Source organism: Pseudomonas sp. FP453 (genome assembly GCF_030687495.1).
Taxonomy (GTDB): Bacteria; Pseudomonadota; Gammaproteobacteria; order Pseudomonadales; family Pseudomonadaceae; genus Aquipseudomonas.
The window spans coordinates 4,215,576-4,241,299 of sequence record NZ_CP117435.1 but is presented as its reverse complement, the minus strand read 5'-3'; the positions used below and the strand labels follow the sequence as shown (position 1 = coordinate 4,241,299).

18 protein-coding genes, 1 tRNA gene and 2 pseudogenes are annotated in these 25,724 nt (G+C 57.1%); 17 read left to right on the top strand and 4 right to left on the bottom strand.

Translation table 11 applies throughout. The annotated features are described in order from the left end of the window. Positions 1-30 precede the first annotated feature (30 nt). Both PSH87_RS19225 and PSH87_RS19220 read left to right on the top strand, forming a co-directional pair. A complete protein-coding gene (locus PSH87_RS19225) occupies positions 31-1,215 on the top strand; it encodes a thiolase family protein (RefSeq protein WP_305430718.1) in 1,185 nt (394 codons plus the stop codon). A gap of 207 nt (positions 1,216-1,422) precedes the next feature. Beyond that, on the top strand, positions 1,423-2,379 hold the full coding sequence (locus tag PSH87_RS19220; protein WP_305430716.1) for a DMT family transporter: 957 nt from the start codon (positions 1,423-1,425) through the stop codon (positions 2,377-2,379). On the opposite strand, the gene PSH87_RS19215 is transcribed toward PSH87_RS19220, so the two are convergent. Next, positions 2,376-3,758, bottom strand: coding sequence for a class II fumarate hydratase (locus tag PSH87_RS19215; RefSeq protein ID WP_305430714.1), 1,383 nt, complete (start codon positions 3,756-3,758; stop codon positions 2,376-2,378). The two genes, PSH87_RS19220 and PSH87_RS19215, sit on opposite strands and share 4 nt — an antisense overlap. Before the next feature lie 182 nt (positions 3,759-3,940). On the opposite strand from PSH87_RS19215, the pseudogene PSH87_RS19210 reads away from it, so the two are divergent. From PSH87_RS19210 to PSH87_RS19180, 7 genes and pseudogenes are all read left to right on the top strand, one after another. Then, positions 3,941-4,457 (top strand): annotated as a pseudogene (locus PSH87_RS19210) (DUF2059 domain-containing protein); the annotation flags it as partial. A 10-nt stretch (positions 4,458-4,467) separates the two neighbouring features. Then, positions 4,468-4,761, top strand: a complete 294-nt coding sequence (locus PSH87_RS19205) for a BolA family transcriptional regulator (protein ID WP_305430713.1) — start codon at positions 4,468-4,470, stop codon at positions 4,759-4,761. 101 nt (positions 4,762-4,862) lie between these two features. Beyond that, complete coding sequence (locus PSH87_RS19200) at positions 4,863-5,804, top strand: rhodanese-related sulfurtransferase (protein ID WP_017735403.1); 942 nt, start codon at positions 4,863-4,865, stop codon at positions 5,802-5,804. A 36-nt stretch (positions 5,805-5,840) separates the two neighbouring features. Further along, entirely contained in the window at positions 5,841-6,443 is a 603-nt protein-coding gene (locus PSH87_RS19195) for a DsbA family protein (protein WP_305434343.1), read from the top strand. Continuing rightward, positions 6,436-8,238, top strand: coding sequence for an ABC transporter ATP-binding protein (locus PSH87_RS19190; RefSeq protein ID WP_017735401.1), 1,803 nt, complete (start codon positions 6,436-6,438; stop codon positions 8,236-8,238). The genes PSH87_RS19195 and PSH87_RS19190 overlap by 8 nt, the downstream gene beginning before the upstream one ends. Before the next feature lie 71 nt (positions 8,239-8,309). Then, positions 8,310-10,776 (top strand): annotated as a pseudogene (locus PSH87_RS19185) (EAL domain-containing protein). Between the two features lie 45 nt (positions 10,777-10,821). Beyond that, entirely contained in the window at positions 10,822-11,622 is an 801-nt protein-coding gene (locus PSH87_RS19180; RefSeq protein WP_026136616.1) for a TenA family transcriptional regulator, read from the top strand. 21 nt (positions 11,623-11,643) lie between these two features. Here PSH87_RS19180 and PSH87_RS19175 read toward each other — a convergent pair whose 3' ends face one another. Then, positions 11,644-12,570 (bottom strand): GGDEF domain-containing protein, encoded by a 927-nt coding sequence (locus PSH87_RS19175; protein WP_305430708.1) that lies wholly within the window; start codon positions 12,568-12,570, stop codon positions 11,644-11,646. 290 nt (positions 12,571-12,860) lie between these two features. After that, positions 12,861-13,997: an FMN-dependent L-lactate dehydrogenase LldD gene (gene lldD, locus PSH87_RS19170; protein WP_305430705.1), complete on the bottom strand. Its 1,137-nt coding sequence runs from the start codon at positions 13,995-13,997 to the stop codon at positions 12,861-12,863. A 101-nt stretch (positions 13,998-14,098) separates the two neighbouring features. On the opposite strand from lldD, the gene PSH87_RS19165 reads away from it, so the two are divergent. The 3 genes from PSH87_RS19165 to PSH87_RS19155 all read left to right on the top strand — a co-directional run bounded on the left by PSH87_RS19165 (position 14,099) and on the right by PSH87_RS19155 (position 16,413). Continuing rightward, positions 14,099-14,995, top strand: coding sequence for a LysR family transcriptional regulator (locus PSH87_RS19165; protein WP_017735397.1), 897 nt, complete (start codon positions 14,099-14,101; stop codon positions 14,993-14,995). A gap of 50 nt (positions 14,996-15,045) precedes the next feature. Then, a tRNA-Asn gene (locus tag PSH87_RS19160) sits at positions 15,046-15,121 on the top strand. Between the two features lie 518 nt (positions 15,122-15,639). After that, positions 15,640-16,413 (top strand): hypothetical protein, encoded by a 774-nt coding sequence (locus PSH87_RS19155; RefSeq protein ID WP_305430703.1) that lies wholly within the window; start codon positions 15,640-15,642, stop codon positions 16,411-16,413. Between the two features lie 33 nt (positions 16,414-16,446). Here PSH87_RS19155 and PSH87_RS19150 read toward each other — a convergent pair whose 3' ends face one another. Further along, positions 16,447-16,860 (bottom strand): very short patch repair endonuclease, encoded by a 414-nt coding sequence (locus PSH87_RS19150; protein ID WP_305430701.1) that lies wholly within the window; start codon positions 16,858-16,860, stop codon positions 16,447-16,449. 29 nt (positions 16,861-16,889) lie between these two features. On the opposite strand from PSH87_RS19150, the gene PSH87_RS19145 reads away from it, so the two are divergent. From PSH87_RS19145 to PSH87_RS19125, 5 genes are all read left to right on the top strand, one after another. Further along, positions 16,890-18,488 (top strand): DNA cytosine methyltransferase, encoded by a 1,599-nt coding sequence (locus PSH87_RS19145; protein ID WP_305430700.1) that lies wholly within the window; start codon positions 16,890-16,892, stop codon positions 18,486-18,488. A 91-nt stretch (positions 18,489-18,579) separates the two neighbouring features. Continuing rightward, positions 18,580-20,025 carry an ATP-binding protein gene (locus PSH87_RS19140; protein ID WP_305434341.1) on the top strand — a complete coding sequence of 482 codons (1,446 nt, stop codon included), beginning with the start codon at positions 18,580-18,582 and terminating at the stop codon, positions 20,023-20,025. Positions 20,026-20,038: 13 nt separating this feature from the next. Beyond that, on the top strand, positions 20,039-22,861 hold the full coding sequence (locus PSH87_RS19135; RefSeq protein WP_305430699.1) for a Z1 domain-containing protein: 2,823 nt from the start codon (positions 20,039-20,041) through the stop codon (positions 22,859-22,861). Next, positions 22,861-23,874: a PD-(D/E)XK motif protein gene (locus PSH87_RS19130; RefSeq protein ID WP_305430698.1), complete on the top strand. Its 1,014-nt coding sequence runs from the start codon at positions 22,861-22,863 to the stop codon at positions 23,872-23,874. The genes PSH87_RS19135 and PSH87_RS19130 overlap by 1 nt, the downstream gene beginning before the upstream one ends. Then, on the top strand, positions 23,874-25,682 hold the full coding sequence (locus PSH87_RS19125) for an AIPR family protein (RefSeq protein ID WP_305430696.1): 1,809 nt from the start codon (positions 23,874-23,876) through the stop codon (positions 25,680-25,682). The genes PSH87_RS19130 and PSH87_RS19125 overlap by 1 nt, the downstream gene beginning before the upstream one ends. Positions 25,683-25,724 lie beyond the last annotated feature (42 nt).

Here is a 25,724-nt window from a genome sequence, read left to right as displayed (position 1 = left end):
CTCCCAACAACGACAAAATCGAGGTAGCCCATGCGTGAAGTAGTGATCGTCGACAGCGTGCGAACCGGCCTGGCCAAATCCTTTCGCGGCAAGTTCAACCAGACCCGCCCGGACGACATGGCCGCCCATTGCGTCAACGCGCTGCTCAGCCGCAATGGCATCGACCCGGCGACGGTGGAAGATTGCATCGTCGGCGCCGGCTCCAATGAGGGCGCCCAGGGCTACAACATTGGGCGCAATGTGGCGGTGTTGTCGCAGTTGGGCACCGGCACGGCGGGCATGACGCTCAACCGTTTCTGTTCGTCGGGCTTGCAGGCGATCGCGATTGCGGCCAACCAGATTGCCTCCGGTTGCAGCGACATCATTGTCGCAGGCGGCGTCGAGTCCATCAGCCTGACCATGAAAAGCGTCAACACCGACAACCTGGTCAACCCGCTGCTCAAGGAGCAGGTGCCGGGCATTTATTTCCCCATGGGCCAGACGGCCGAGATCGTTGCGCGGCGCTATAACGTCAGCCGTGAAGAGCAGGACCTGTACGCCCTGCAAAGCCAGCAGCGCACGGCCCACGCCCAGGCCGACGGTTTGTTCGATGATGAAATCGTGGCGATGACGGTCAAGTACAAGGTCGAAGACAAGAACACCGGCGCGGTGCAAATCCTTGACGGCGTGGTGGATCGCGACGACTGCAACCGCCCGGACACCACGTTGGCCAGCCTGCAAGGCTTGAAACCGGTGTTCGCCGAAGACGGCTCGGTGACGGCGGGCAACTCGTCGCAACTGTCCGACGGCGCCTCAATGACCCTGGTGATGAGCCTGGAAAAAGCCCTGGAGCTGGGGCTCAAGCCCAAGGCGTTTTTCCGTGGGTTCACCGTGGCCGGTTGCGAGCCGGACGAGATGGGTATCGGCCCGGTGTTCTCGGTGCCCAAGCTGCTCAAGGCCAAGGGCTTGCAGGTGGCGGACATTGACTTGTGGGAGCTGAATGAAGCGTTTGCGTCGCAGTGCCTGTATGCGCGGAATCGGTTGGAGATCGATAACGCGAAGTACAACGTCAACGGCGGCTCGATCTCCATCGGGCATCCGTTCGGCATGACCGGTTCGCGGCAGGTGGGGCATTTGGTGCGGGAACTGCAGCGGCGCAATTTGCGCTATGGGATCGTCACCATGTGCGTGGGTGGCGGCATGGGTGCCACGGGCCTCTTCGAAGCTGTGCGCTAACCTCACTGAAGAAACCGGCTCAAACTGTGGGAGCTGGCTTGCCTGCGATGCAGACACCTCGGTGAGTCAGATGTACCGAGGTGATGCTATCGCAGGCAAGCCAGCTCCCACATTTGATTTGTGGTGTGCTGGAAAAAATCGCTCGCCAAGGTACCCCTTCGTCCCCCTAGAATGCCCGCTCCACTTCCTCTGGCTTCTGGGGCACTCATGCACATCTCTTCCGGCCGCTGGGTCTATGGCTTTCTCCTGACCCTGTTGACCGCGCTGCTCTGGGGCATTCTGCCGATCAAACTCAAGCAGGTGCTGCAGGTGATGGACCCGATCACCGTCACCTGGTTTCGCCTGGCCGTCGCCGGCGGTTGCCTGTTCGTGTACCTGGCGCTGAGCAAACGCTTGCCCCGTCTCAATGTGCTGGGGCCCAAGGGCGGCTGGCTGGTGGGCATGGCCGTGTGCGGCCTGGTGGGCAACTATGTGCTGTACCTGGTGGGCCTGAAAATGCTCAGCCCCGGCACCGCCCAGCTGGTGGTGCAGATGGGTCCGATCTTTCTGATGATCGCCAGCGTGTTTGTGTTCAAGGAGCGTTTCAGCCCGGGGCAGGTGGTCGGCCTGATCGTGCTGGTCTGTGGCTTTGGTTTGTTCTTCAATCAGCGGTTGGAGGAGTTGCTGACGTCCCTTGGCGCTTACACCGCTGGCGTGCTGACCATCCTCCTGGCCACCACCATCTGGGTGTTCTACGCCCTGGGCCAGAAGCAGTTGCTGACGGTGTGGAATTCGCTGCAAGTGATGATGGTGATCTACCTGTGTTGCGCGGTGTTGCTCACGCCGTGGGCGCATCCGCTGGAAGCCCTGGACCTGAGCCCGCTGCAAGGCTGGCTGTTGCTGGCCTGCTGCATGAACACCCTGGTGGCCTACGGCGCGTTTGCCGAAGCGCTGGCGCATTGGGAAGCCTCGCGGGTCAGCGCGACCCTGGCGCTCACGCCATTGGTGACCTTTGTCGCGGTGGCCTTGGCGGCGTGGTGGTGGCCGGACTTTGTGCAGGCCGAAGACATCAACGCCCTGGGCTATGCCGGGGCGTTGGTGGTGGTGCTGGGGTCGGCGACCGTGGCACTGGCGCCTTCGCTGATTGCCGGGCTCAAGGCCCGGCGGTTACGCATGGCGTCTTAAGTGCCCAGCATGTCTTCCGGGCGTACCCACTGGTCGAACTCGGCATCGGTGAGGTAGCCCAGTGACAGGGCCGCTTCCCGCAGCGTCAGCCCTTCGGCGTAGGCTTTCTTGGCGATCTCGGCGGATTTGTCGTAGCCGATATGCGGGTTGAGTGCCGTCACCAGCATCAGCCCGCGCTCCAGGTGCTCGGCCATTTGCGTGGCGTCGGGCTCCAGGCCGGCGATGCAATGCTCCTGGAAGTTATTGCAGCCGTCGGCCAGCAGGCGGATCGATTCCAGCAGGTTGTGGATGATCACCGGCTTGTACACGTTCAACTGCAAATGCCCCTGGCTGGCGGCGATGCCGATGGTCACGTCATTGCCCAGCACTTGGCAGGCCAGCATCGACAGCGCTTCGCACTGGGTCGGGTTGACCTTGCCTGGCATGATCGAACTGCCGGGCTCGTTGGCCGGCAACTTGACCTCGGCGAACCCGGCACGCGGGCCGGAACCCAGCAAGCGCAGGTCGTTGGCGATTTTCATCAGCGCCACCGCCAGGGTTTTCAGCGCACCGTGCAGCGTCACCAGCGGCTCATGGCCGGAGAGGGCGGCGAACTTGTTCGGCGCGGTGACGAAAGGAAAACCGGACAACGCCGCCAGCTCGGAGGCAATCGCCTCGCCAAAGCCATGGGGCGCATTCAGCCCGGTACCTACCGCCGTCCCGCCCTGGGCCAGCTCGCACACGGCGGGCAGGGCGCTGCGCACGGCACGTTCGGCGTAGTCGAGCTGGGCGATAAACGCCGAGAGTTCCTGGCCGAAGGTGATCGGCGTGGCGTCCATCATGTGGGTGCGGCCGGTCTTCACCAGCTTCATATGCTGCGCCGCCTGTTCGGCAAGGCCGCCGGACAGCGCGGCAATCGCCGGCAACAGGCGCTGGTGCACCGCTTGCACGGCGGCAATGCTCATGGCGGTGGGGAAGCAGTCGTTGGAGCTCTGGGAGCGGTTCACATGGTCATTGGGATGCACCGGGCTCTTGCCGCCCCGGGGTTTGCCCGACAGCTCGTTGGCGCGGCCGGCGATCACTTCGTTGGCGTTCATGTTGCTCTGGGTGCCGCTGCCGGTCTGCCACACCACCAGCGGGAACTGGTCGTCATGCTGGCCTGCAAGCACTTCGTTGGCGGCCTGTTCGATCAGGCGGGCGATATCGGCGGGCAAGTCGCCGTTGCGGCTGTTGACCCGTGCGGCGGCCTTTTTGATCAGGGCCAGGGCGTGCAATACCGGCAGGGGCATGCGTTGCTCGCCGATGGCGAAATTCACCAGCGAGCGTTGGGTCTGCGCGCCCCAGTAAGCGTCATCCGGGACGTGCACTTCTCCCAGGCTGTCGGTTTCGATACGGCTCATCGGGCACTCTCCTTGATAACGGTTTGCGCAGTTTAGGTCGTGATTGGCCTGTTGGGTTCCCTGGAAAGACTTTTCATCGGTCAATCTTTGCCCGGCAAGCCCCGGGGTTGAGCCGCGAGGTTTTTTAGGCGCAGAATGGGCGCCCTTGGGGTCTTACCTCGCCTGCTAGAAAAGGAAACTCGATGACTCGTCTTCGTGCCATCTGTACCGCGGTTGCTCTGGTTTGCGCCAGCGGCCAGGTTCTTGCCGATACCGCCAGCCACAACGCCAGTGCCGAAGCCTTCCTTACCCTGGCCCATGCCGACAAGCTGGGTACCCCGGTGTACATGCAAGTGCAGCAAATGTTCGCCCAGCGTTTCGAACAGACCAAGGCGCCTGCCGCCAAGCAATCCGTACTGGACAGCTACCAGGCCAAGGCCAACGCTGCCCTGGACCAGGCGATCGGCTGGCCGAAGCTGAAGCCGGACATGGTCAAGCTCTACACCCACCAACTTCAGCGAATCCGAACTCAAGGACCTGGTTGCCTTCTACCAGTCGCCACTGGGCAAGAAAGTCCTGGAAAAAATGCCGCAACTGACCCAGCAATCGGCCCAGATGACCCAGGCCAAGCTGGAAAGCGCCGTGCCGGTGGTGAACAAGCTGTTGGACGACATGACCAACGAGCTGGCACCCAAAGCCGCCGCACCGGCCAAGAAAGAAGTAAGCAGGAATGACCATGCAACAGCGTATCGAAACGGCGCTCGCCGCCTTGAGCCCGCAGCATTTGAGCGTGCTGGACGAAAGCCACATGCACAGCCGTGGGTTGCAGACCCACTTCAAGGCCGTGGTGGTCAGCCCGCAGTTCGAAGGGCTTAATCGCGTCAAGCGCCACCAGACGGTCTACGCCACCCTGGGTGACCTGATGAGCGAGTTTCATGCGCTGGCGCTGCATACCTACACGCCTGAAGAATGGGCGAAAATCGACGCAGCCCCGGCCTCGCCGACCTGCGCTGGCGGACATTGACGGGTTATCCCTGATAGAATCCGCAACGCGCCGCTTAGCCGGCGCGTTTTTTTTGCATCCGGTTCACCCTTTACGAGGGTAGCCACCTGGAGAGAACACCCATGACTCAACCGATTGTCGTGGCGGCACTGTATAAGTTCGTCACCCTCGAAGACTACGTCGCCCTGCGCGAGCCACTGCTGCAGGCGATGGTCGATAACGGCATCAAAGGCACCTTGCTGATCGCTGAAGAAGGCATCAATGGCACCGTGTCCGGCAGCCGCGAAGGCATTGACGGCCTGATGGCCTGGTTGAAGAACGACCCACGCATGGTCGATATCGACCACAAAGAGTCGTACTGCGACGACCAGCCGTTCTACCGCACCAAGGTCAAGCTGAAGAAAGAGATCGTGACCCTGGGCGTCGAAGGCGTCGATCCCAACAAGAAAGTCGGCACTTACGTTGATCCGCAGGATTGGAACGCGTTGATCAGCGACCCGGAAGTGCTGTTGATCGACACCCGCAACGACTACGAAGTGTCGATCGGCACCTTTGAAGGCGCAATCGACCCGAAAACCACCAGTTTTCGCGAATTTCCCGACTATATCAAAGCCAACTTCGACCCGGCCAAGCACAAGAAAGTCGCCATGTTCTGCACCGGCGGCATTCGTTGCGAGAAAGCGTCGAGCTACATGCTCAGCGAAGGCTTCGATGAGGTCTACCACCTCAAGGGCGGCATCCTGAAGTACCTCGAAGAGGTGCCGCAGGAAGAAACCAAGTGGCAGGGCGACTGCTTTGTTTTCGACAATCGCGTGACCGTGCGCCACGACTTGAGCGAAGGCGACTACGATCAATGTCATGCCTGCCGCACACCGATCAGCGTTGAAGACCGCGCGTCCGAGCATTATGTGGCGGGCATCAGTTGCCCACATTGCTGGGATAAGCTGCCGGAGAAGACCCGCCGTAGCGCAATCGACCGGCAGAAGCAGATTGAACTGGCCAAGGCCCGCAATATGCCGCACCCGATTGGCTTCAACTACAAGCAATCACCTTCCGAGGCCTGAGCCATGTCCGCGCGCCTGCTCTATGTAATGGACCCGATGTGTTCCTGGTGCTGGGGGTTCGCCCCGGTGGCCGAAGCGCTGGTGGAGCAGGCCCGCGCTGGCGGTGTGGACGTGCACCTGGTGGTGGGCGGCTTGCGCACCGGCAGCGGTGCGGCGCTGGAGCCGACGACCCGGCGCTACATCCTTGAACACTGGCAGGCCGTCACCGACGCCACCGGCCAGCCGTTCAAGCGCGAAGGCGCCTTGCCCGACGGTTTTGTCTACGACACCGAGCCTGCGTGCCGCGCCATCGTCACCGCACGCAGCCTGGCGCCGGATTGTGCGTGGACCTTGCTCGGGCTGATCCAGCGTGCCTTTTATGTCGAGGGCCGCGACGTGACCCTCGCCAGCGTGCTGGTGGAGCTGGCCGAGCAGGCGGGCATCCCGCGTATCGAGTTTGCCGGCGCGTTCGACCGTGCCGAGCAGCACGTCGCGACCGCCGCCGATTTCACCTGGGTGCAGGACTTGGGCATCGCCGGTTTCCCGACACTGCTGGCCGAGCGCAATGGTCAGCTGGCGTTGCTGACCAACGGTTATCAGCCGCTGTCCGAGCTGTCGCCGCTGTTGGGCCGATGGCTGGAGCGAGCAACCTGTGCATGAACCCGCTCAACGCACTGATCGGCTGACCTGGGCGGAAATTCGCCGCCTGGCCCTGCGTCACAAGAAATCCCTGTGGATCGCCAATGGCGTCGCCGTGCTGGCGACGCTGTGCAGCGTGCCCATTCCGTTGTTATTGCCCTTGCTGGTGGACGAAGTCCTACTGGGCCACGGTGATGCCGCGCTGAAGGTGATGAACCACGCGCTGCCGCTGGGCTGGCAGAAAGCCGCCGGTTACATCGGCCTGATGCTGCTGGTGACCTTGTGCCTGCGCTGCGGTGCGCTGGTGTTCAACGTGGTGCAGGCGCGGTTGTTTGCGCGGCTGGCCAAGGACATCGTCTATCGCATCCGCGTCCGCCTGATCGAACGGCTCAAGCGCATTTCCCTCGGTGAATACGAAAGCCTGGGCAGCGGCACGGTGACCACGCACCTGGTCACCGACCTGGACACCCTCGACAAGTTTGTCGGTGAAACCCTCAGCCGCTTCCTGGTGGCCATGCTTACCCTGGTCGGCACGTCCGCGATCCTGGTGTGGATGCATTGGCAGCTGGCGCTGCTGATCCTGTTGTTCAACCCGTTGGTGATCTACGCCACCGTGCAGTTGGGCAAGCGCGTCAAACACTTGAAGAAACTGGAAAACGACAGCACCTCGCGGTTTACCCAGGCGCTGACCGAAACCCTCGATGCCATCCAGGAAGTGCGGGCGGGCAACCGCCAGGGCTTTTTCCTCGGGCGCCTCGGCCAGCGTGCCCAGGAAGTGCGTGACTACGCGATCCATTCGCAGTGGAAAACCGACGCCTCCAGCCGTGCCAGTGGCCTGCTGTTCCAGTTCGGCATCGACATCTTCCGTGCGGCGGCGATGCTCACGGTGTTGTTTTCCGACCTGTCCATCGGCCAGATGCTCGCGGTGTTCAGCTACCTGTGGTTCATGATCGGCCCGGTGGAACAGCTGCTCAACCTGCAATACGCCTACTACGCGGCGGGCGGCGCGCTGACGCGGATCAACGAGCTGCTGGCGCGGGCCGACGAACCGCAATACGCCGGGGGGGAAGACCCGTTCATCGGGCAGGAAACCGTGGGTATCGAAGTGCGCGGCCTGGATTTCGGCTACGGCGAAGACCTGGTGCTCGACCAGTTGAACCTGGCCATTGCGCCGGGGGAGAAGGTCGCGATTGTCGGTGCCAGCGGCGGCGGCAAAAGTACCCTGGTGCAACTGTTGCTCGGGCTGTACACGCCCCAGGCCGGCAGTATCCGTTTTGGCGGTGCAACCCAGCAGGAAATCGGCCTGGAGACCATTCGCGAGAACGTCGCCGTGGTGCTGCAACACCCAGCCTTGTTCAACGACACCGTGCGCGCCAACCTGACCATGGGCCGTACCCGCAGCGATCAAGCCTGCTGGCAGGCACTGGAAATTGCCCAGCTGGATGCTACCGTCAAGGCTCTGCCGATGGGCTTGGACAGTGTGGTGGGGCGTTCCGGCGTACGTTTTTCCGGTGGGCAGCGGCAACGCCTGGCGATTGCGCGCATGGTGTTGGCGGAGCCGAAAGTGGTGATCCTCGATGAGGCGACCTCGGCCCTCGACGCGGCCACCGAGTACAACCTGCACCAGGCGCTGGCGCGGTTTCTCAGTGGGCGTACTACACTGATCATCGCCCACCGCTTGTCGGCGGTTAAGCAGGCAGATCGAGTGTTAGTGTTTGACGGCGGTCACATTGCCGAGGATGGCGACCATCAGCAGCTGATTGCCGAGGGTGGGTTGTACGCCAAGCTCTATGGGCATTTGCAACAAGTACGTTGATTTGAACTGGGCTGTGCTAACGGAAGCGGATGTTCGCGTGCGTATCAAGCAGTGCATGTGCAAGGGACTTCATGAAGCAAAAGCGGACTCTCGGAACGCCTCGGCTGTTGGGCATTGTGTGGCCCTTTATCGCCGTCGTGCTGTTCCAGGCATTGTTGGGCTGCGTCAGTCTCTACGTGCTTTCAGCAGTGCGCGGCTACGTAGCAGGCGAAAGCTTGTGGTCCAAGGGCCAGAAGGACGCCATCTACTACCTCACCCTCTACGCCGATAACCGCGACGAAGCCACGTTCCTCAAGTACCAGCAGGCCATCGCCGTGCCCCAGGGCGGGCATGAATTGCGCATCGCCCTTGACCATTCCACCCCGGATATCGCCGCAGCCCGCCAGGGCATCCTCAAGGGCGGCAACCATCCCGATGATGTCTCCAGCCTGATCTGGCTGTACCTCAACTTCCGCCATTTCAGCTACCTGGAAAAAGCCATCGAACTGTGGACCGTGGGCGACGGCTACCTGGTACAACTGGATGACCTGGCCCAGGAGATGCACCGCGCGATCCGCTCGGATCACGTCAGCGCCAACGACGTGCGGCAATGGAAGGCGCGCATCATTGCAATCAATGACGGCGTGACCCCTGCCGCCAAGGCCTTCAGCGATGCCTTGGGTGAAGGCTCGCGGATGATCCTGCGGCTGCTGCTGACCACCAACCTGGCCACGGCCCTGGGCCTGATCGCGCTGGCGCTGTTGCGTACGCGCAAGCTGCTGACCCAGCGCCATGCGTTCGCCGACGCGTTGCAGGCGGAAAAGGAGCGGGCGCAGATCACGCTGGAGTCGATTGGCGATGGCGTGATCACCACCGACGTTGACGGTGCCATCGCCTATATGAACCCGGCGGCCGAGGCGTTGACCCACTGGAAATCGGCCCAGGCCCAAGGCCTGCCGCTGGCTGCGCTGTTCAATCTGCTGGATGAAAACGCCGAGCCCGATGGTTTTACCCTGATCGAACACATCATCAAGGGCCAGCTCAGTGGCGGCAGCGAGCATTCCAAGTTGATCCAGCGCCTGGACGGCAGCACGGTCTCGGTGACGCTGGTGGGTGCGCCGATCCGCAGCGCCGGCAAGGTCAGTGGTGCGGTGCTGGTGCTGCACGACATGACGCAGGAGCGCCAGTACATCGCCAACCTGTCCTGGCAGGCCACCCACGACGCCTTGACCGGCCTGGCCAACCGGCGCGAGTTCGAGTTCCGCCTGGAGCAGGTGTTGCATCACGTCGGGCGCCAGCAGAACCCACGGCACGCGTTGATGTTCCTCGACCTGGACCAGTTCAAGCTGGTCAACGACACCTGCGGGCATGCGGCCGGCGATGAGTTGCTGCGGCATATCTGTGCGCTGCTGCAATCGGACCTGCGCGAAGGTGACACCCTGGCCCGGCTGGGGGGCGATGAGTTCGGCATCCTGCTGGAAAACTGCCCGGCGCCGCCGGTGGCGGAAAAAATCGCCGAGAGCCTGCGCCATACCGTGCAAAGCCTGCATTTTGTGTGGAAGGGCCGGCCGTTCATGACCACCGTGAGCATTGGCCTGGTGCATATCTCCCACGTGCCGACCACCCTGGAGACCTCGCTGCGGGCGGCGGACATGGCGTGCTACATGGCCAAGGAAAAGGGCCGCAACCGGGTGCAGGTCTACCATGCCGATGACTCGGAGCTGTCCCTGCGTTTCGGCGAGATGGCTTGGGTGCAGCGCTTGCACATGGCCCTGGAGGAAAACCGCTTCTGCCTGTACGCCCAGGAAATCTCACCTCTGGGGCATACCGATGGCGGCACTGGCCATATTGAGATCCTGCTGCGCCTGCATGATGAAGCGGGGCGCATCAATTCTGCCCGACAGCTTTATTCCGGCCGCTGAGCGTTACGGCCTGATGACGTCGCTGGACCGTTGGGTGGTGGAGAACGTGTTCAAGATCATCGCCAACTGCATGCGCGAGCGTCCGGGGCGGCCGATGGCGATGTGTGCGATCAATCTGTCAGGCATTACGATTGGCGATGACGACTTTCTCGGTTTTTTACGCGAGAAATTCGCCGCTTACAGTATTCCACCGGCGATGATCTGTTTTGAAATAACCGAAACCAGCGCTATTGCCAATCTGGGCAGCGCTATTCGCTTTATTAATGAACTCAAAGCGTTAGGTTGTCACTTCTCCCTCGACGACTTTTGTGCCGGAATGTCCTCATTCGCTTATCTCAAACATTTACCTGTAGACTTCCTGAAGATCGATGGAAGTTTCGTAAAGGATATGCTGGACGACCCGATTAACCGCGCCATGGTCGAAGTGATCAACCACATCGGCCACGTCATGGGTAAGCGCACAATTGCCGAATTTGTTGAAACACCCCATATCGAACAGGCTCTACTTGAGATAGGTGTGGACTACGCTCAGGGCTATCTGATCGAGCGCCCGCAATTGTTTACCTTTGACAGCTTGCAGTGTCGACCTGTGCGGCCGCAGCCTCTGTTGTTCAAGGCGCCCGGCACATTCCGCTGAAACCTCTGCTGGTCTGTACTATCACACTTAAAAAGGAGCCTTATAGTGATCGACACATTCAACAGAACCGGCCCGCTAATGGAAGCCTCGAGTTACCCCGCCTGGGCGCAGCAATTGATCCAGGACTGTAGTGAGAGCAAGCGTCGCGTTGTCGAACACGAACTGTACCAGCGCATGCGTGATAACACGCTCAGCGCCAAGACCATGCGCCATTACCTGATCGGTGGCTGGCCGGTGGTTGAACAGTTTGCCTTGTACATGGCACAGAACCTCACCAAGACCAAGTTTGCCCGTCATCCTGGGGAGGATATGGCGCGGCGTTGGCTGATGCGCAATATTCGCGTGGAGTTGAACCACGCCGATTATTGGGTGCATTGGGCGCGCGCCCATGGCGTCAGCCTCGAGGAGTTGCAGGCGCAGAACGTTCCGCCTGAATTGCACGCCTTGAGCCACTGGTGCTGGCACACCAGCTCAGCCGACTCGTTGATCGTGGCCGTGGCCGCGACCAACTACGCCATCGAAGGGGCGACGGGGGAGTGGTCTGCCGTGGTGTGTTCGACCGGTGTCTACGCGGCCGCCTTCCCCGAGGAAGACCGCAAGCGTGCGATGAAGTGGTTGAAGATGCATGCCCAGTACGATGACGCCCACCCGTGGGAAGCGCTGGAAATCATCTGCACCCTGGCCGGCATGAACCCGACCAAGGCCCTGCAGGCAGAGCTGCGCCAGGCCGTGTGCAAGAGCTACGACTACATGTACCTGTTCCTGGAAAGCTGCATGCGCCTGGAGAAAGAGAAAGCGCCAGCGGTGGTGCGTGAGCGCCAGGTGCGCGTCGCCAGCGAAGCGTGATGTGACCCGTGGTGGCGGGGTTCACCCCGCCATTGCCAAGCGGTTGCGACCTTCGCGCTTGGCCACGTACAAGGCGCTGTCGGCCCGGCGCAGCAGGCTTTCGGCCGATTCTGCGGCCAGCAGGGTCGAGCAACCCAGGCTTACCGTCAGTTCGATTCTTTCCCCGTCCGCCCAATAATCCTGGGCCTGTGTCGCCTGGCGCAGGCGCTCGCCGACCATCGCCGCCGCATCCCGGCCGGTGTTGGACAGCAGGATCAGAAACTCTTCCCCGCCAAACCTGAACACCATATCGACGTTGCGCAGCTGGTTCTTGATGGCCAGCGCCACGGCGCGCAGCACGCTGTCGCCGGCGGTGTGGCCGTGGGTATCGTTGATGACCTTGAAGTGATCGATGTCCAGCATCAGCAGGGACAGCGGGGTCAGGTGCCGGCGGGCCATGTCGATTTCCCGTTGCAGGGTCTGGTCCATGGCGATGCGGTTGCCGGTTTCCGTCAGCGGATCGAGCAGGGCGCTGCGGGTGGCTGCGCGGTAAAGCAAGGCGTTGCGCATCGGGTAGAGCAGGGTGGCCAGCAAGGATTCGAGCTGGCCCAGTTCTTCTTCCTGCAAGCGCTGGTTGCGGCGGAACACCAGCTCACCCAGATGCTCACCTTCATGGCTCAATGCGTAGCTCACCGAATGATGACCGCGATGGCCGAATTCCAGGCGCAGGTCGCTGGCTTCGTGGCGGTACTGGAGGGCATCGAGGGGGACCAGGCGCTGGATCTCGCGAAAGAACACGCCGAGGATGCGTTCGGGCTCCAGGCTGGTCTGCAAGTGCATGCTCAACTGCTGGCGCAACTGGGCGACCGTGGTGGGGCGGCGGGCCAGAACGGACGGTTGACCGAAACCCAGGCGTTGCAACTTGGCACTGTCGAAGTCGATGGCGTGGGTCTGGGTCGGTGTTTTCATAAACGATCAGCCTCTAAGCACTTAACTGTCTTACAGGCTCGATAAGAGTGGCGAGTGCCATGCGTTGTACTGTTCCCTCAGTTCTGTAAAACATTGGAAACAGTTTAAACCGCTTTGCAGAGGGTTATAACCCCTGGGCACTGCCACACGTCTTGTCATCGCCTAACCTGCTTGAAAAGAGTTAGAGCGAGATTCATGCCAAATGTTTTATTTTTATAAAAATCCTTTTAAATCAAACGGCTGTAATTGGCACTCGAGTGCGAATTCAAATAGTGGCGCCGGTTATTTGGCTACTGGCTCACCAATGTCGTGTGGTCGATCTGATCGATCGAGGTCACGCCGGTCAGTGTCATGGCCACGCGCATTTCCTTGGCGAAGATATCCAGCAGGTTTTCCACGCCGTGCTGGCCGTCGGCGGCCAGGGCGTAGACGGTGGAGCGTCCCAGCAGGCACGCCTTGGCCCCGAGGGCGAGCATGCGCACCACGTCGAGCCCGGAGCGTACGCCCGAGTCCACCAATACCGTCAGGTCATCACCGACGGCCTCGGCAATCGGCGGCAGTGCCTTGGCGGTGGACAGCACGCCGTCCAGTTGCCGGCCGCCATGGTTGGAGACCACGATGCCATCCGCGCCGAAACTCACGGCGTCCTTGGCGTCCTGCGGGTCGAGGATGCCCTTGATGATCATCGGACCCTTCCAGAAATCGCGGATCCACTCCAGGTCGTTCCAGCTGATCGATGGGTCGAAGTTGTTGGCCAGCCAGCCGATGTAGTCTTCCAGATGGGTGGGTTTGCCCAAGTATTTGGAGATGTTGCCCAGGTCATGGGGGCGGCCCAGCAACCCGACATCCACAGCCCATTGCGGCTTGGTGACCGCCTGCAGCATGCGCCGCGACGCGGCGAAGGGGCCGGACATGCCCGAGTGCGCATCCCGGTAGCGTGAGCCTGGCGTGGGCATGTCCACGGTGAACACGAGCGTGGTGACCCCGGCGGCTTGCGCCCGCTCCAGGGCGTTGCGCATGAAGCCGCGGTCCTTGAGCACATAGAGTTGGAACCAGATCGCCTGCGGGCTTTGCGCGGCCACTTCTTCAATCGGGCACACCGACACGGTGGACAGGCAGAAGGGAATACCCTTGTTCGCCGCCGCCTTGGCCGCTTGCACTTCGCCGCGACGCGCATACATGCCCGTCAGGCCCACGGGGCTGAGGATCACCGGCAGCGCCAGTTCCTGGCCAAACAGCGTGGTCTTGAGACTCAGGTTGTCGACATTGCGCAGGATGCGTTGACGCAGGCTGATATTCGCCAGGTCCGAGCCGTTGGCGCGCATCGTGTGCTCAGCGTTGGCGCCACCGTCGATGTAATCGAACAGAAAGCGCGGCAGCTTGCGGCGGGCGGCTTCACGGTAATCGGAAGCGGACGAAATGATCATCGGCGTGAACTCCACAGGTAAAAGGGGGTTCACGATAAGCAAAGCTCTGGCATGATAAAAACAACTTTTTCAACTAGTGCCCAGTCGCAAAAGGAATACCGATGAACCTCAGAACGCTGCGCACCTTTGTCGAAGTCGTGCGCCAGGGCGGTTTTTCCCAGGCCGCTGAGGTGGTGTCCCTGACGCAATCCACGGTCAGCAAAGCGGTCAAGACCTTGGAAGACGAACTGGGCATGCCGCTGCTCAACCGTCTCGGGCACCGCAACGAGCTGACCGCCGCAGGTGAAATGACCTACCGCCGCGCCCTGGTCTTGCTCGCCGAGCACAACGACCTGCTGGCCGAGATCAACGACTTGCGCGGCCTCAAGCGTGGCGTGCTGCGCATCGGCTTGCCGCCGGTGGGGTGTGGCGTGCTGTTCGCGGCGATGTTTGCGACCTACCGTCGACGTTATCCCGACATTGAAATCGAACTCACCGAATACGGCAGCAAAAAGTTGCGGGAATGCCTGGAAGCGGGGGAGGTCGACCTGGCAGCGCTGCTGCTGCCGGTGGATGAAGCCTTTGACTACCAGCCGGTGCGCAACGAACCCTTGATGGCCGTGTTGCCGGTGGACCACCCGCTGGCGCGACGCACACGCATCGACTTCACTGACCTTGCCGACTCACCCTTCATCCTGTTCGAAGCCGGCTTCGCCCTGAACGCCAAGATCCTCGCCGCCTGCGAACGCAAAGGCGTCACCCCGCGCGTCGCCGCTCGCAGCGGGCAGATCGACTTTATCGTCGACCTGGTCTCCGCCGGCCTGGGCGTTGCCTTCCTGCCGCGCATGCTGGCGCACAAGCACCAACACGCCGGCATCGCCCTGATCCCCCTGGACGAACCCCACACCGACTGGCACATCGCCCTGGCCTGGCGCGCCAGCGCCCACCTGCCGCCAGCTGCACGGGCCTGGCTGGACCTGGCCAAAGAGCAGGCACCTTTACCCGTTGATCCGCTTTAATTTCTCGCAGTGCTTGACTTCTTCTTTTTAATCAGTAACATACGGCGCATTCCGCGATAGCTCAGTTGGTAGAGCAAATGACTGTTAATCATTGGGTCCCTGGTTCGAGTCCAGGTCGTGGAGCCAGATAGAGAAAAGCCTGCAGAGATGCAGGCTTTTTTTTGCCTTGGAATTGGCCGGGGTGATTGAAGCGCACAGCGTGACAGGCATGAAGACGTCTCTAAATCCTACTATTCATAGTAAAGTTCCCGCTGCATCTTTTGACGCACAGAGCAAGATTTCTAAAGGTTGAATACTACCTAATCCGACGTATCGATCTGACAGGTATCCTCAACTCCTCTTGGAGATAGAGCCTTTTCTGGGCATGATAGGGCATGTGGCCATCATTTCAATTTCACGACTTATTTGATTTCAGGTCATATAGGCAAAAGGGCATGTTGAAAAGTGGCTCGGGATTCATTTGGCTAGGGCAAAATGGCGGCTCTATATGCTCTCCATATGTCGTAAAAATCTAGCCTCGTCACTTGAGCATTGAGATCTGATCAGTAGAGGGCTGTTGTATTTACGTTGAAATCGAGCATGGCGATTCAGGCGCCAATATTCGGCTTGGGGCTGCTGAATGGAGTGTGCTTATCAGGTTTTTGATGCCTGAGTCACTTCCAGCTAAAAGGGAGGAGTGCATATCACTTCTCCAAACGACGTTCGGAGAAAACCTCCCAGAAGGGGTCGTGTGTGCTTTTTCTCTACTCGCATGTATAGGGCACGAGCAGGAAGCTCATGAGCTTTTGGTTGCGTTTTTGAGCGAGAAGCATGATTCGGAAAGATTGAGTCGTCTGTTACAAGATCGGTTCCTTGCTGGTGGCGTGCCGAAAGTGGCTGTGCTCGATCTTGGCTCGACACCTCAAGCTGAAAATACAGAGCTGGAATCTGGGGAGCTATTCATTGCAGATGACGGCCATCAGGATTGGAGCTGGATCGCGACAGATGAGGCGCAAGCTCCACAAGTAGATGACATGGAACTGAGAGCGCTCGCGAGCATGACTCAAGGATCCATTGGCTCCTATAGCGCGGAGGAAGGCGGTGCTGTAGTGCTTGATTTTGCCCAGCCATTTGACGATGTTGCGTGGGGCGTTGAGTTAACTGATTCCCAAACATCAGATGTTGGGTTGTCTGCAGAGCATGCTCTGGTGGAGCGTACCGGAAAGCTTGGGGCGGTAGGGTTGGATCTGTTGAACTACTTTTTAGACAATCCAGGGGATCGAGCCGTTCACGCGGAGCACGTTCTAGGGCATCACGTTGCTGACATCAATAAGCTTCTAACGGGCCCTTTGAAACACTACCTGAAGAAAACCGGATCAGGCGGGTGGGAGTGCCATTCATGGGTGCCAAGTGTTCTGCTTATGCTGGGAGAGGAGTAGTGGATGGGGGGTGCTTGTTGCTGCCAAGATGGATCACTTCAGATCTTTCAGGTGCTCAAGCAAGGCAGGCAGTGCGGATCCTGGATTTTTGAGTTCGCACTCCCAAACCGTGATCACATGCCAACCTTTGTCAGTCAACTCTTCCATGACCTTTCGATCTCTAGCGACATTGGATTCCAGTTTTTTTGTCCAGAAATCGATACGAGTCTTGGGCAAGACTGCGTACTTGCAGTTAGCATGGCGGTGCCAGAAACAACCATGTACAAATATACAGGCCTTCAGTCGAGGCAGTAGAATGTCGGGTTTTCCGGGCAAATCCCTTCGATGAAGTCGAAATCGATAGCCATGTGCATTCAGAAAACGTCTGACAATTAGCTCTGGTTTGGTGTTCTTCCCTTTGATTCCGGCCATTAGACGGGATCTTGTGGCGGGGTCAACGACGTCCATTTCGTAACTTTTCTAAATAGCGTGGTTTCATGAGTCGTAGCTCCCCCATTCAGATAGTAGATCTCTTCGCCGGTCCTGGCGGCCTTGGAGAGGGGTTCTCCTCTCATTCGGGCCTAAATGGTGCAACCTTCGAGATCAAGGTATCGGCCGAGATGGAGGGTTCCGCTCGCTCCACCCTCCGTCTTCGGGCTTTCTATCGGCTGTTAAAAAATAACCAGCCTGAAGCCCTTGAAGATTATTACAACTTTTGCGAAACGGCTGATGTTTTGGAACCCTATACCGCTAGGAGTTTCGATGCTTGGAAGCATGCCGATAACGAGGCTCAGCTCTTGGAGCTGGGAACTGAAGAGGGCAACCTTAGGCTCGACAAAATCCTTGCAAGTCGACTTGATGAGACTAGGCCGTGGGTGCTGATCGGTGGCCCTCCATGTCAGGCGTACTCAATTGTAGGTCGAGCTAGAAATCGTGGTAAGGCAGATTATCGCGCAGAAAACGATCATCGACATTTTCTGTATCGTGAATATCTGAGAATTATTCAGAAAAAAAGACCCGCAGTTTTCGTCATGGAAAACGTGAAAGGTATCCTTTCATCGCAGGTTGCTGGCGAGCAGATGTTTCCACAGATCTTACGGGACTTGGCAGATCCTGATGCGGCGTTTGGTGAAAGCAGCAATGGACCGAAGTATAGAATCTGTTCTCTTGTCGCCGATGACGTGTATGAAAGTGGGGCTGAGCCGAACAGTATCGAGCCAACCAATTACATTATTAAGGCTGAGGAGTACGGCGTTCCTCAAGCTAGACATCGAGTCATACTTCTTGGTATATCCGAAGAGTATTTTGATAGAGTTGGCGATCATAAGCTGTCGCCTGCGTCGGGTCCGACGATAGACCAGACGATAGGGAGCCTACCGCCACTGCGTAGTACTCTCACTCGGCTCAAAGACTCTCCGGATGCATGGGAAGGCGTTGTACGACAGCATTTAAATGAGCTGGGGCATGAGTGCCTGAAGCTTGTAAGTGATGCTCCTGAAAGACTAGTCCTGGCAACCAAGCTTGGAATACTAGCCAACAGTTATGAAAGTCGCGGCATGAATTCCGGTGGCTTGAGGGTATTGAAGAAAGACGCTTGGAATGGAGTAACAGGAAGCCATCTCGATGATTGGTTACCGGATTCGAGACTGAAGTATTGGCTCAATCACGAGGCAAGGGGGCACATGACATCCGATTTGAGAAGGTATGTATACGCTGCGGCTTTTGCCGATACTTACAAGGATTCTCCCAAGGGACATCTGGACTTCAACCTTCCAGGGCTTGCGCCGGATCACAAAAATTGGACTAGTGGGAAGTTCAGCGATCGTTTTCGAGTTCAGAGAGCGGGTATACCCTCCACAACAATAACCAGCCACATCGCGAAGGATGGTCATTACTTTATTCATTACGATCCTAGACAATGTCGAAGCTTGACTGTGCGAGAGGCGGCAAGACTGCAGACTTTTCCCGATAACTATTTCTTTCTTGGCAATAGGACACAACAGTTTCATCAGGTGGGTAATGCGGTTCCACCACTCTTAGCCCGTCAGATTGCAGATGTTGTTGCACGGATTGTTGAAGGCGGAAAAAGCGCCTAGTAAATTCAAGCAGATCATTACTGGCAAGACAAGGAGCGTTATTTTGTCACAGACATTCAAGAGTCGTAATGCTCCACCTAAGGCCAGCGCAATGGTCGAGGCACTTCGAGGATTGGGTTATAACACCCAGACGGCACTAGCAGACATTATCGATAATAGTGTTGCTGCGGAGGCCACGGAGGTCAAAATCGAGTTCGCTTGGTCTCAGGCTGGATCTCGAATTACCTGCCTCGACAACGGTGTAGGGATGTCAGCGGCCGGACTTGATCTTGCCATGAGATTGGGTGAGCGAAATCCACTGGAAGAAAGGACAGCGTCCGATCTCGGTCGATTCGGATTGGGCCTTAAGACGGCTTCATTTTCTCAGTGTCGCAGACTAACCGTTTCGACTCTCGGTGCGGACGGTCTGCAGTCCTTGCGCTGGGATCTTGATTATCTTGCCAATAGTCCCGACGGCGGCTGGCATCTCTTGGAAGGCCCGCACCCCGGCTCTGAAGAATATACGACGCCGCTTTCGGAGGCCGGCCGTGGGACTCTTGTCCTATGGGAGGAGCTAGATCGGATTATTACTGCTGGAAGCACTGTTCAGGACTTCCTCAACTTGGCTGATAAGGTCGAGCAGCACCTTGGGATGGTTTTCCACCGATATTTGGAAGGTACCCGGCCGCGCCTCAAAATTTTGCTCAATGGTCAAGTGGTGAAGCCCTGGGACCCCTTTATGACGGAGCATCCCGGGAAACCCTACAATCCTCCCGTATTCAAGCATCCGACTCTCAAGGGGATCGAGGCGGAATGCCATGTTCTGCCGCACAAGGACATGCTTTCAAGTGAGGACTTCGAAGTGTTGGCTGGCCCTGAGGGCTGGACCGCTCAGCAGGGATTTTATGTCTACCGCAACGAGCGTCTTCTCGTTGCAGGCAGTTGGTTGGGGTTGGGTACGGGCAGGTCTTGGACAAAAGACGAAGCCCACAGGCTGGCGAGAATTCGTCTGGACATACCCAACTCTGCCGATGCGGACTGGAAAATCGATATCCGCAAATCCACTGCTAGACCACCGGTTTACCTCCGAGACTGGTTGACCCGCCTTGCTGAAGCTACACGTGGGCGTGCACGCCGCGCATTTGCCCATAGAGGAAGGCCCACCTTGTTGGGCAATAAACAGGTTGTCGAAGCCTGGAAGGTCGAGCGCCTCGCCAGCGGAATACGTTACCGGATCGATAGTGATCACCCTGCAATACGAGATGTACTGGATGATGCGGGGGCGCTGCTTCCGCAGATCAAGGCGATGTTGCGAGTTATAGAAGAGACGGTCCCTGTTCAGAGAATATGGATCGATACAGCGGAAAACAGAGATACGCCCTGCACTGGCTTTGAGAAGACTGCGTCCAGCGAAGTCAGTGAGATATTAATGGTTATGTACCGCAGCATGATCGAAAAGAAGGGGTATTCCGCCTCTTCTGCAAGAGAACAGCTTCGGACAACGGAGCCTTTCCATTCGTTTCCGTCACTGGTTAATGCCCTGCCTGACAATCTTTAAGGAGCTGTGATAGATGTCGGAAGACAATAAATGGAGTGTGGTCAAGTTTGTCCAGGAAATGATTGTGGACGATCAGGGCAAGTCGGCGATTACTCCCGCACTAATTTCTGAAAAGATCGACATGGTTCTTAAAATCATGCCGAACAAGGCCGACGGATTGGACCGTGAGGCCGTCACTGACGAGCTGATACGACGCTTTAGCATCTGGGTGGGTAAGGATTCGTCTCTTGTTGATATGGCTGGGCATATTCCTTGGCTAACAAGCGATGTCAAAAAGGAGTGGCGTTACTGGCGTCGGTATAGAGAGTGGCAGGAAAAGAAGTTGCCATGGAGTGCTGTGGAGGGAATCGATGAGACTACCGACAACGTTCTTTCCATGTTGGAAGACCCCCGGCGTGACGGCCCATGGGATCGTCGCGGTATGGTTGTCGGCCACGTTCAGTCCGGTAAGACCGGAAACTATACGGGGTTGATCTGCAAGGCGGCTGATGCGGGTTACAAGATCATCATCGTGCTGGCCGGTCTCCACAACAATCTGCGCTCTCAGACTCAGATGCGACTGGATGAGGGGTTTCTCGGATATGAAACAAGCCCTATCGAGGGCGAGGGGAATGTCGCGATTGGGGTCGGAAAAATTGACCCTTCTCCTTCACTACGCCCTCAGTACGTTACAAACAGAACAGAGACGGGAGACTTCAACACCCGATTCGTGAAAAACCTTGGCGTCTCTCCTGAACAGAAACCGTGGTTGTTCGTCGTAAAGAAGAACAAGACTGTTCTGCAGCGCCTTTTGAAGTGGATTCACAAGCACGTTGCTGAAACGACAGATCCAGATACCGGTCGTCCATTGGTAACTCATTTGCCTCTGCTGATCGTTGATGACGAGGCGGATCATGCGTCGGTAGATACAGGTGAGAAGGTTGTAGATGAAAATGGTCAGCCTGATCTCGAACATGAGCCTACGGCAATCAATAGTCTGATTCGCCAGATATTGCACTCCTTCTCGAGAAAGGCCTACGTCGGTTATACGGCCACTCCGTTTGCGAATATCTATATCCATGAACAGGGCGAGACAGCTAAGGAAGGCTCCGATTTATTCCCGGCTGCATTCATCACTAATTTGTCCGCGCCTTCTAGCTATGTCGGACCCTCAAGGGTGTTCGGGTTGGCTGGGGAGAATGGACGGGTCGGTGCACTCGATCTTGTTCGATTGGTAGAAGATCATTGCTCTACGGACGGGAGGGGAGGCTGGATGCCCGTCGGGCACAAAAGCAATTACGTGCCTGCCGATGAAATGCCAGCATCGTTGGTAGAGGCAATACAGGCTTTTGTACTTACATGCAGTATTCGTCATTTGCGCGGGCAGGGGGCTGAACACAGTTCCATGCTTGTGCACGTCACGCGTTTCAACCTGGTTCAGCAGCATGTACATGCGCAGGTGCGCAATTACATCTTGCAGTTGAAACAACGGCTAAGAAGGCGCATCGACCATGAGGGTGTACTGGCCGAACTACGTAGTCTATGGGACCGAGATTTCTGCTCGACAAGCCATGAAATTGAGAGGCAGATGGGGGAAGACGCCCGGAGGAAAGCTCATAATTGGCTCGACATCGAGGGAGTTTTGCCGGATCTGTTAGAACAGATCGATGTGCGCATGATCAACGGAACAGCTAAGGATGCGCTGGATTACGTAGACAGTGTCGGCGGACTGAAGGTCATTGCAATCGGCGGGGATAAGTTGGCTCGAGGCCTTACGCTTGAAGGCCTGTGCGTGAGCTATTTTCTTCGGGCTTCCAAAATGTACGACACGCTAATGCAGATGGGGCGGTGGTTCGGCTATCGACCGGGATATCTGGATTTGTGCCGTCTCTACACGACGCCGGATCTGGTTGAATGGTTTGAACACATTGCCGACGCTGCAGAGGAGCTAAGAGCCGAATTCGACTTCATGATGGCAAGCGGACTGACACCGCGTCAGTACGGTCTCAAAGTCGTCTCTCACCCAGTGCTGATGGTGACTTCGCCTTTGAAGATGAGAACCGCAAAAACTCTGTATTTGTCTTTCAGCGGAGATATTGTCGAGACGGTCAGTTTCTTCAAAGACCCTGTTGTTCTAGAACAGAATATTGTGGCATTCAGTTCTTTTGTAAGCTCCATGGGTAAAGGGACTCCGATTCCTTCGCAGAATCGAAATGGCCGTACTGATAAGTGGGGCGGAGTTAACTGGAGTGGTGTTTCGGCACAGTCCGTCGTCGACTTTCTGAGGGCGTATCAGACGCATCCGGACTCTCGAAAGGTAAGAAGCGACTTGCTTGCGAATTTCATTGAGGAAATGAGCCGCTCAGGTGAGCTCACCTCTTGGACAGTTGCCGTTATTGGTGGTGGGGTGGCGGGTTCAGAAGAGGTTGTTGCCGGAGTTTCGGTCAAGCGGATGAAGCGCACAAACAAGTCTCAGGGGGATGAAAATAAATACTCGATCGGTCGCCTGCTTTCACCTCACGATGAGGCGTTGGACTTTGACGAGTCAACATGGAATGCCGCGCTTGAGTGGACTCAGGCAGATTGGAAGCCCGATCCTGGCCGTTCTAGAGGAAAGGATTTGCCCGAGATTCCAAGTGGACCTTACATCAGGCGAGTTCGTGGCCAAGGGCGTGGTCAGGTAGCGCCGCACCCCGAAAGAGGACTACTCCTCATGTACCTTCTTGACCCAAAGGATTCCATAGTTTCAGGGGTTGATGTGCCTGTCGTTGCATTTGCAATAAGCTTTCCTTCCAGCAATGCGGGCAAATCGGTGCCGTATGTCGTTACAAACCTCATGTGGGAGCAACAACAGTAATGGCGGCAGTGAGTAGTTCCGAGTTGCTTGGTATCTGGCGGGCGCTCCCGGGCAACGCATCGGCTCCGGGATGGCGCTCGATTGATCTGTTTCAGGTAGCAGCAATCAGGATCAAGGCAGCAAGACTTGCGCCAGGCAATGAGGAGGCAGTCCTTGTCGGTTTCGCTAACTGCAAAATAGCGCCCACCACACAGTTGCCTCAAGGACAAGGATTTCGGATTGAAAGGGTCGACCTAGGTGAAGCTTCAGGTGACTACCAATGGCTTGCAGTTGTCCGCCAACCTGAAGGTAGCCTGGAGCTTTTTGCAGCCGTTGTTTCCGACGTCTGCGGGCTGCTTGCGTCCGCCAATGGTTGCACGGAGGAGCTTGTCTATCAGCGACTGCTCGGACGAGTACGCGGATGGCAGGAGTTTATGCGAAAAGGACGAGAAGGGTTGGGGCCTGAAGTGGAATTGGGGCTTGTGGGCGAACTCTGCCTGTTGCAGCACCTGCTTGATGAAGGTGTTCTCCTTTACTCTGCCTTGCAAGGATGGAAAGGGCCGCTCGATGGGCTGCACGACTTTCAAATCGGTGTGGGGGCGATAGAAGTCAAGTCCACCATGGCAACGGAGGGCTTTCCAGTGAGGATTGCCTCTCTCGACCAGCTCGATGATTCCCAATGCCCGCCCTTGTTCCTTGCAGCCCTTCGTTTTGGGTTAACGGGCTCGGGAAAGTCGCTTCCCGAGATCGTGGAAGATCTGCGTTTTCAGTTGGTGCTTGATCTTGCAGCGACCAGGCTTTTCGAGCAGGCGTTGCATCACGCGGGTTATTTGGACATGCAGGCAGCGAACTACAGCCGTAGATTTTTGCTGAATGAAATGAGGATTTTCCTTGTCGATGGAGACTTCCCTCGCCTGATTCCTTTCAAGGTCCCAACAGCCATTCGTCGAGCACAGTATGAGCTCGATCTGGCATTGATACCGGCTATTAACCATCCCTTGGCGGATGTGCTCAAGCAACTTGGAGTGCTTTGATGGAACTTGTAGATTTTCTGCGAGACACGCAGGCATTGATCCGAGAGGAAATTGTGAAGGATGTTGCACCGGGGGAAGCTCCTGTGCCCGCAGAGGCTTTATTCACTGAGCATGTCATGATGCATATGGCTGACGAGGGAATAACCTTTGAGCCTACGGTCTGCCACTATGGCGCTAAGGTCGGGAATTATAAAGTCAAAATCAGCGGCTACTCTGTCTCGGATACTACCGATGAGCAGGGAAACCCTGATCGATTGGATTTATTCGTTAGTTTATACAAGGGGCTTGAGGACATTGAAGATGTTCCGGATCCTGAAATCGGTAGAGCTGCGAAGCAAGGGCTGCACTTTCTAAAATTTTGCGCCACAGGGAAACTTTCAGAAGCGCTTGATGAAACCAACGAGGCTTATCCGCTTGTTACAGAGGTCGAGCGTATATTCAAAGCTCTGGATAGTATTCGTATATTTGTCATCACTGACGGGCAGGTAAAAACAAGGAACTATGCGCCACAGGATGTCGAGGGCAAGCAGGTTCGCTTGGAAGTTATGGATATTCAGCGCCTGTTCAACCATTGGCAGCAAGGCCGGCCTCGGGATGAATTGGTAGTCAATTTTCAGGATCTTTGTGGTACTGCATTACCAAGCGTATGGGTGCCAGGGGCAGGTGAAGACGAGTACGATTATGCCCTGACGGCGATTCCAGGAGAGGCTCTACGTTTTCTTTACGAGAAATACGGACCGCGTATTCTAGAAGCTAACGTACGATCATTTCTCGGGGTCGGCAGCCGAGGAGTCAATAAAGGAATCCGGGACAGCTTGCGAACCAACCCGGAACGATTCATGGCTTACAATAATGGCATTGTTGTTGTAGCTGACGCAGCCAAGCTGGATCGCACGATCGATGGGTCGGTGGGTATTTTGTGGCTTCAAGGTATGCAAATCGTCAACCGAGGACAAACAACAGCCTCTATCTATTTCGCCAAGAAAAAAAATCCTGATATAGATCTCAGTAGGGTTCGAGTTCCTGCAAAAATTATCGTGCTTCGAAATGCTGACGGCACTGACGAGGAACTGATCTCGAATATCTCCCGTTATGCCAATAGTCAGAACGTTGTAAAACAATCTGATTTGTCTGCGAATAAGCCATTTCACCGTGAGCTCGAGAAGCTTTCTATGCGCACCTATTGCCCGGACGGAGTGGGGCGGTGGTTCTACGAGCGGTCTGCCGGCAGTTACAAGGTGATGCTTGAAAAAGAAGCATCGACGGTTGTTCAAAAGAAAAAGCTCCAAGCATCTATTCCTCCCTACCGTAAAATCACGAAGCCAGATTTAGCAAAGTTTTTATTCACTTGGGAGCAAAAACCTCACATTGTAGGCTTGGGTAGTCAGAAGAATTTCCAAGCCTTTATGGACCAATTGGGCGAAGGTGAAAATTCTGGAGCTGATATGATTCCGGATCAGAGTCAGTTCAAGAAAATGATAGCGAAAGCTATTCTTTTTAAATCTGCGCAGAAGGTGATTAGGCCTCTGTTTCCAGCGTTCCAAGGTAATATTACTGTTTATACTATTTCGGTTCTTTCACTTAAGCTTGGGGATAAATTCGATTTTTCCCGCGTTTGGCAATACCAAGCGATCTCGCCTGAATTACAACGCCAATTAGCTGTTTGGTCTCATGAGGTTAATGACGCGCTTCATCGAGGCTCTGGAGGAAAGATGATTTCTGAATGGGCCAAAAAGCTCGAGTGTTGGTTGCAGGTCAGAGATTTCTCGTACTCGGAGCACGAAATCGATATTCCTGAGATTTCCTGAGTCATAATTTGAGTTTTGGCTGGGTGCGTTTTTTTGGAGCAT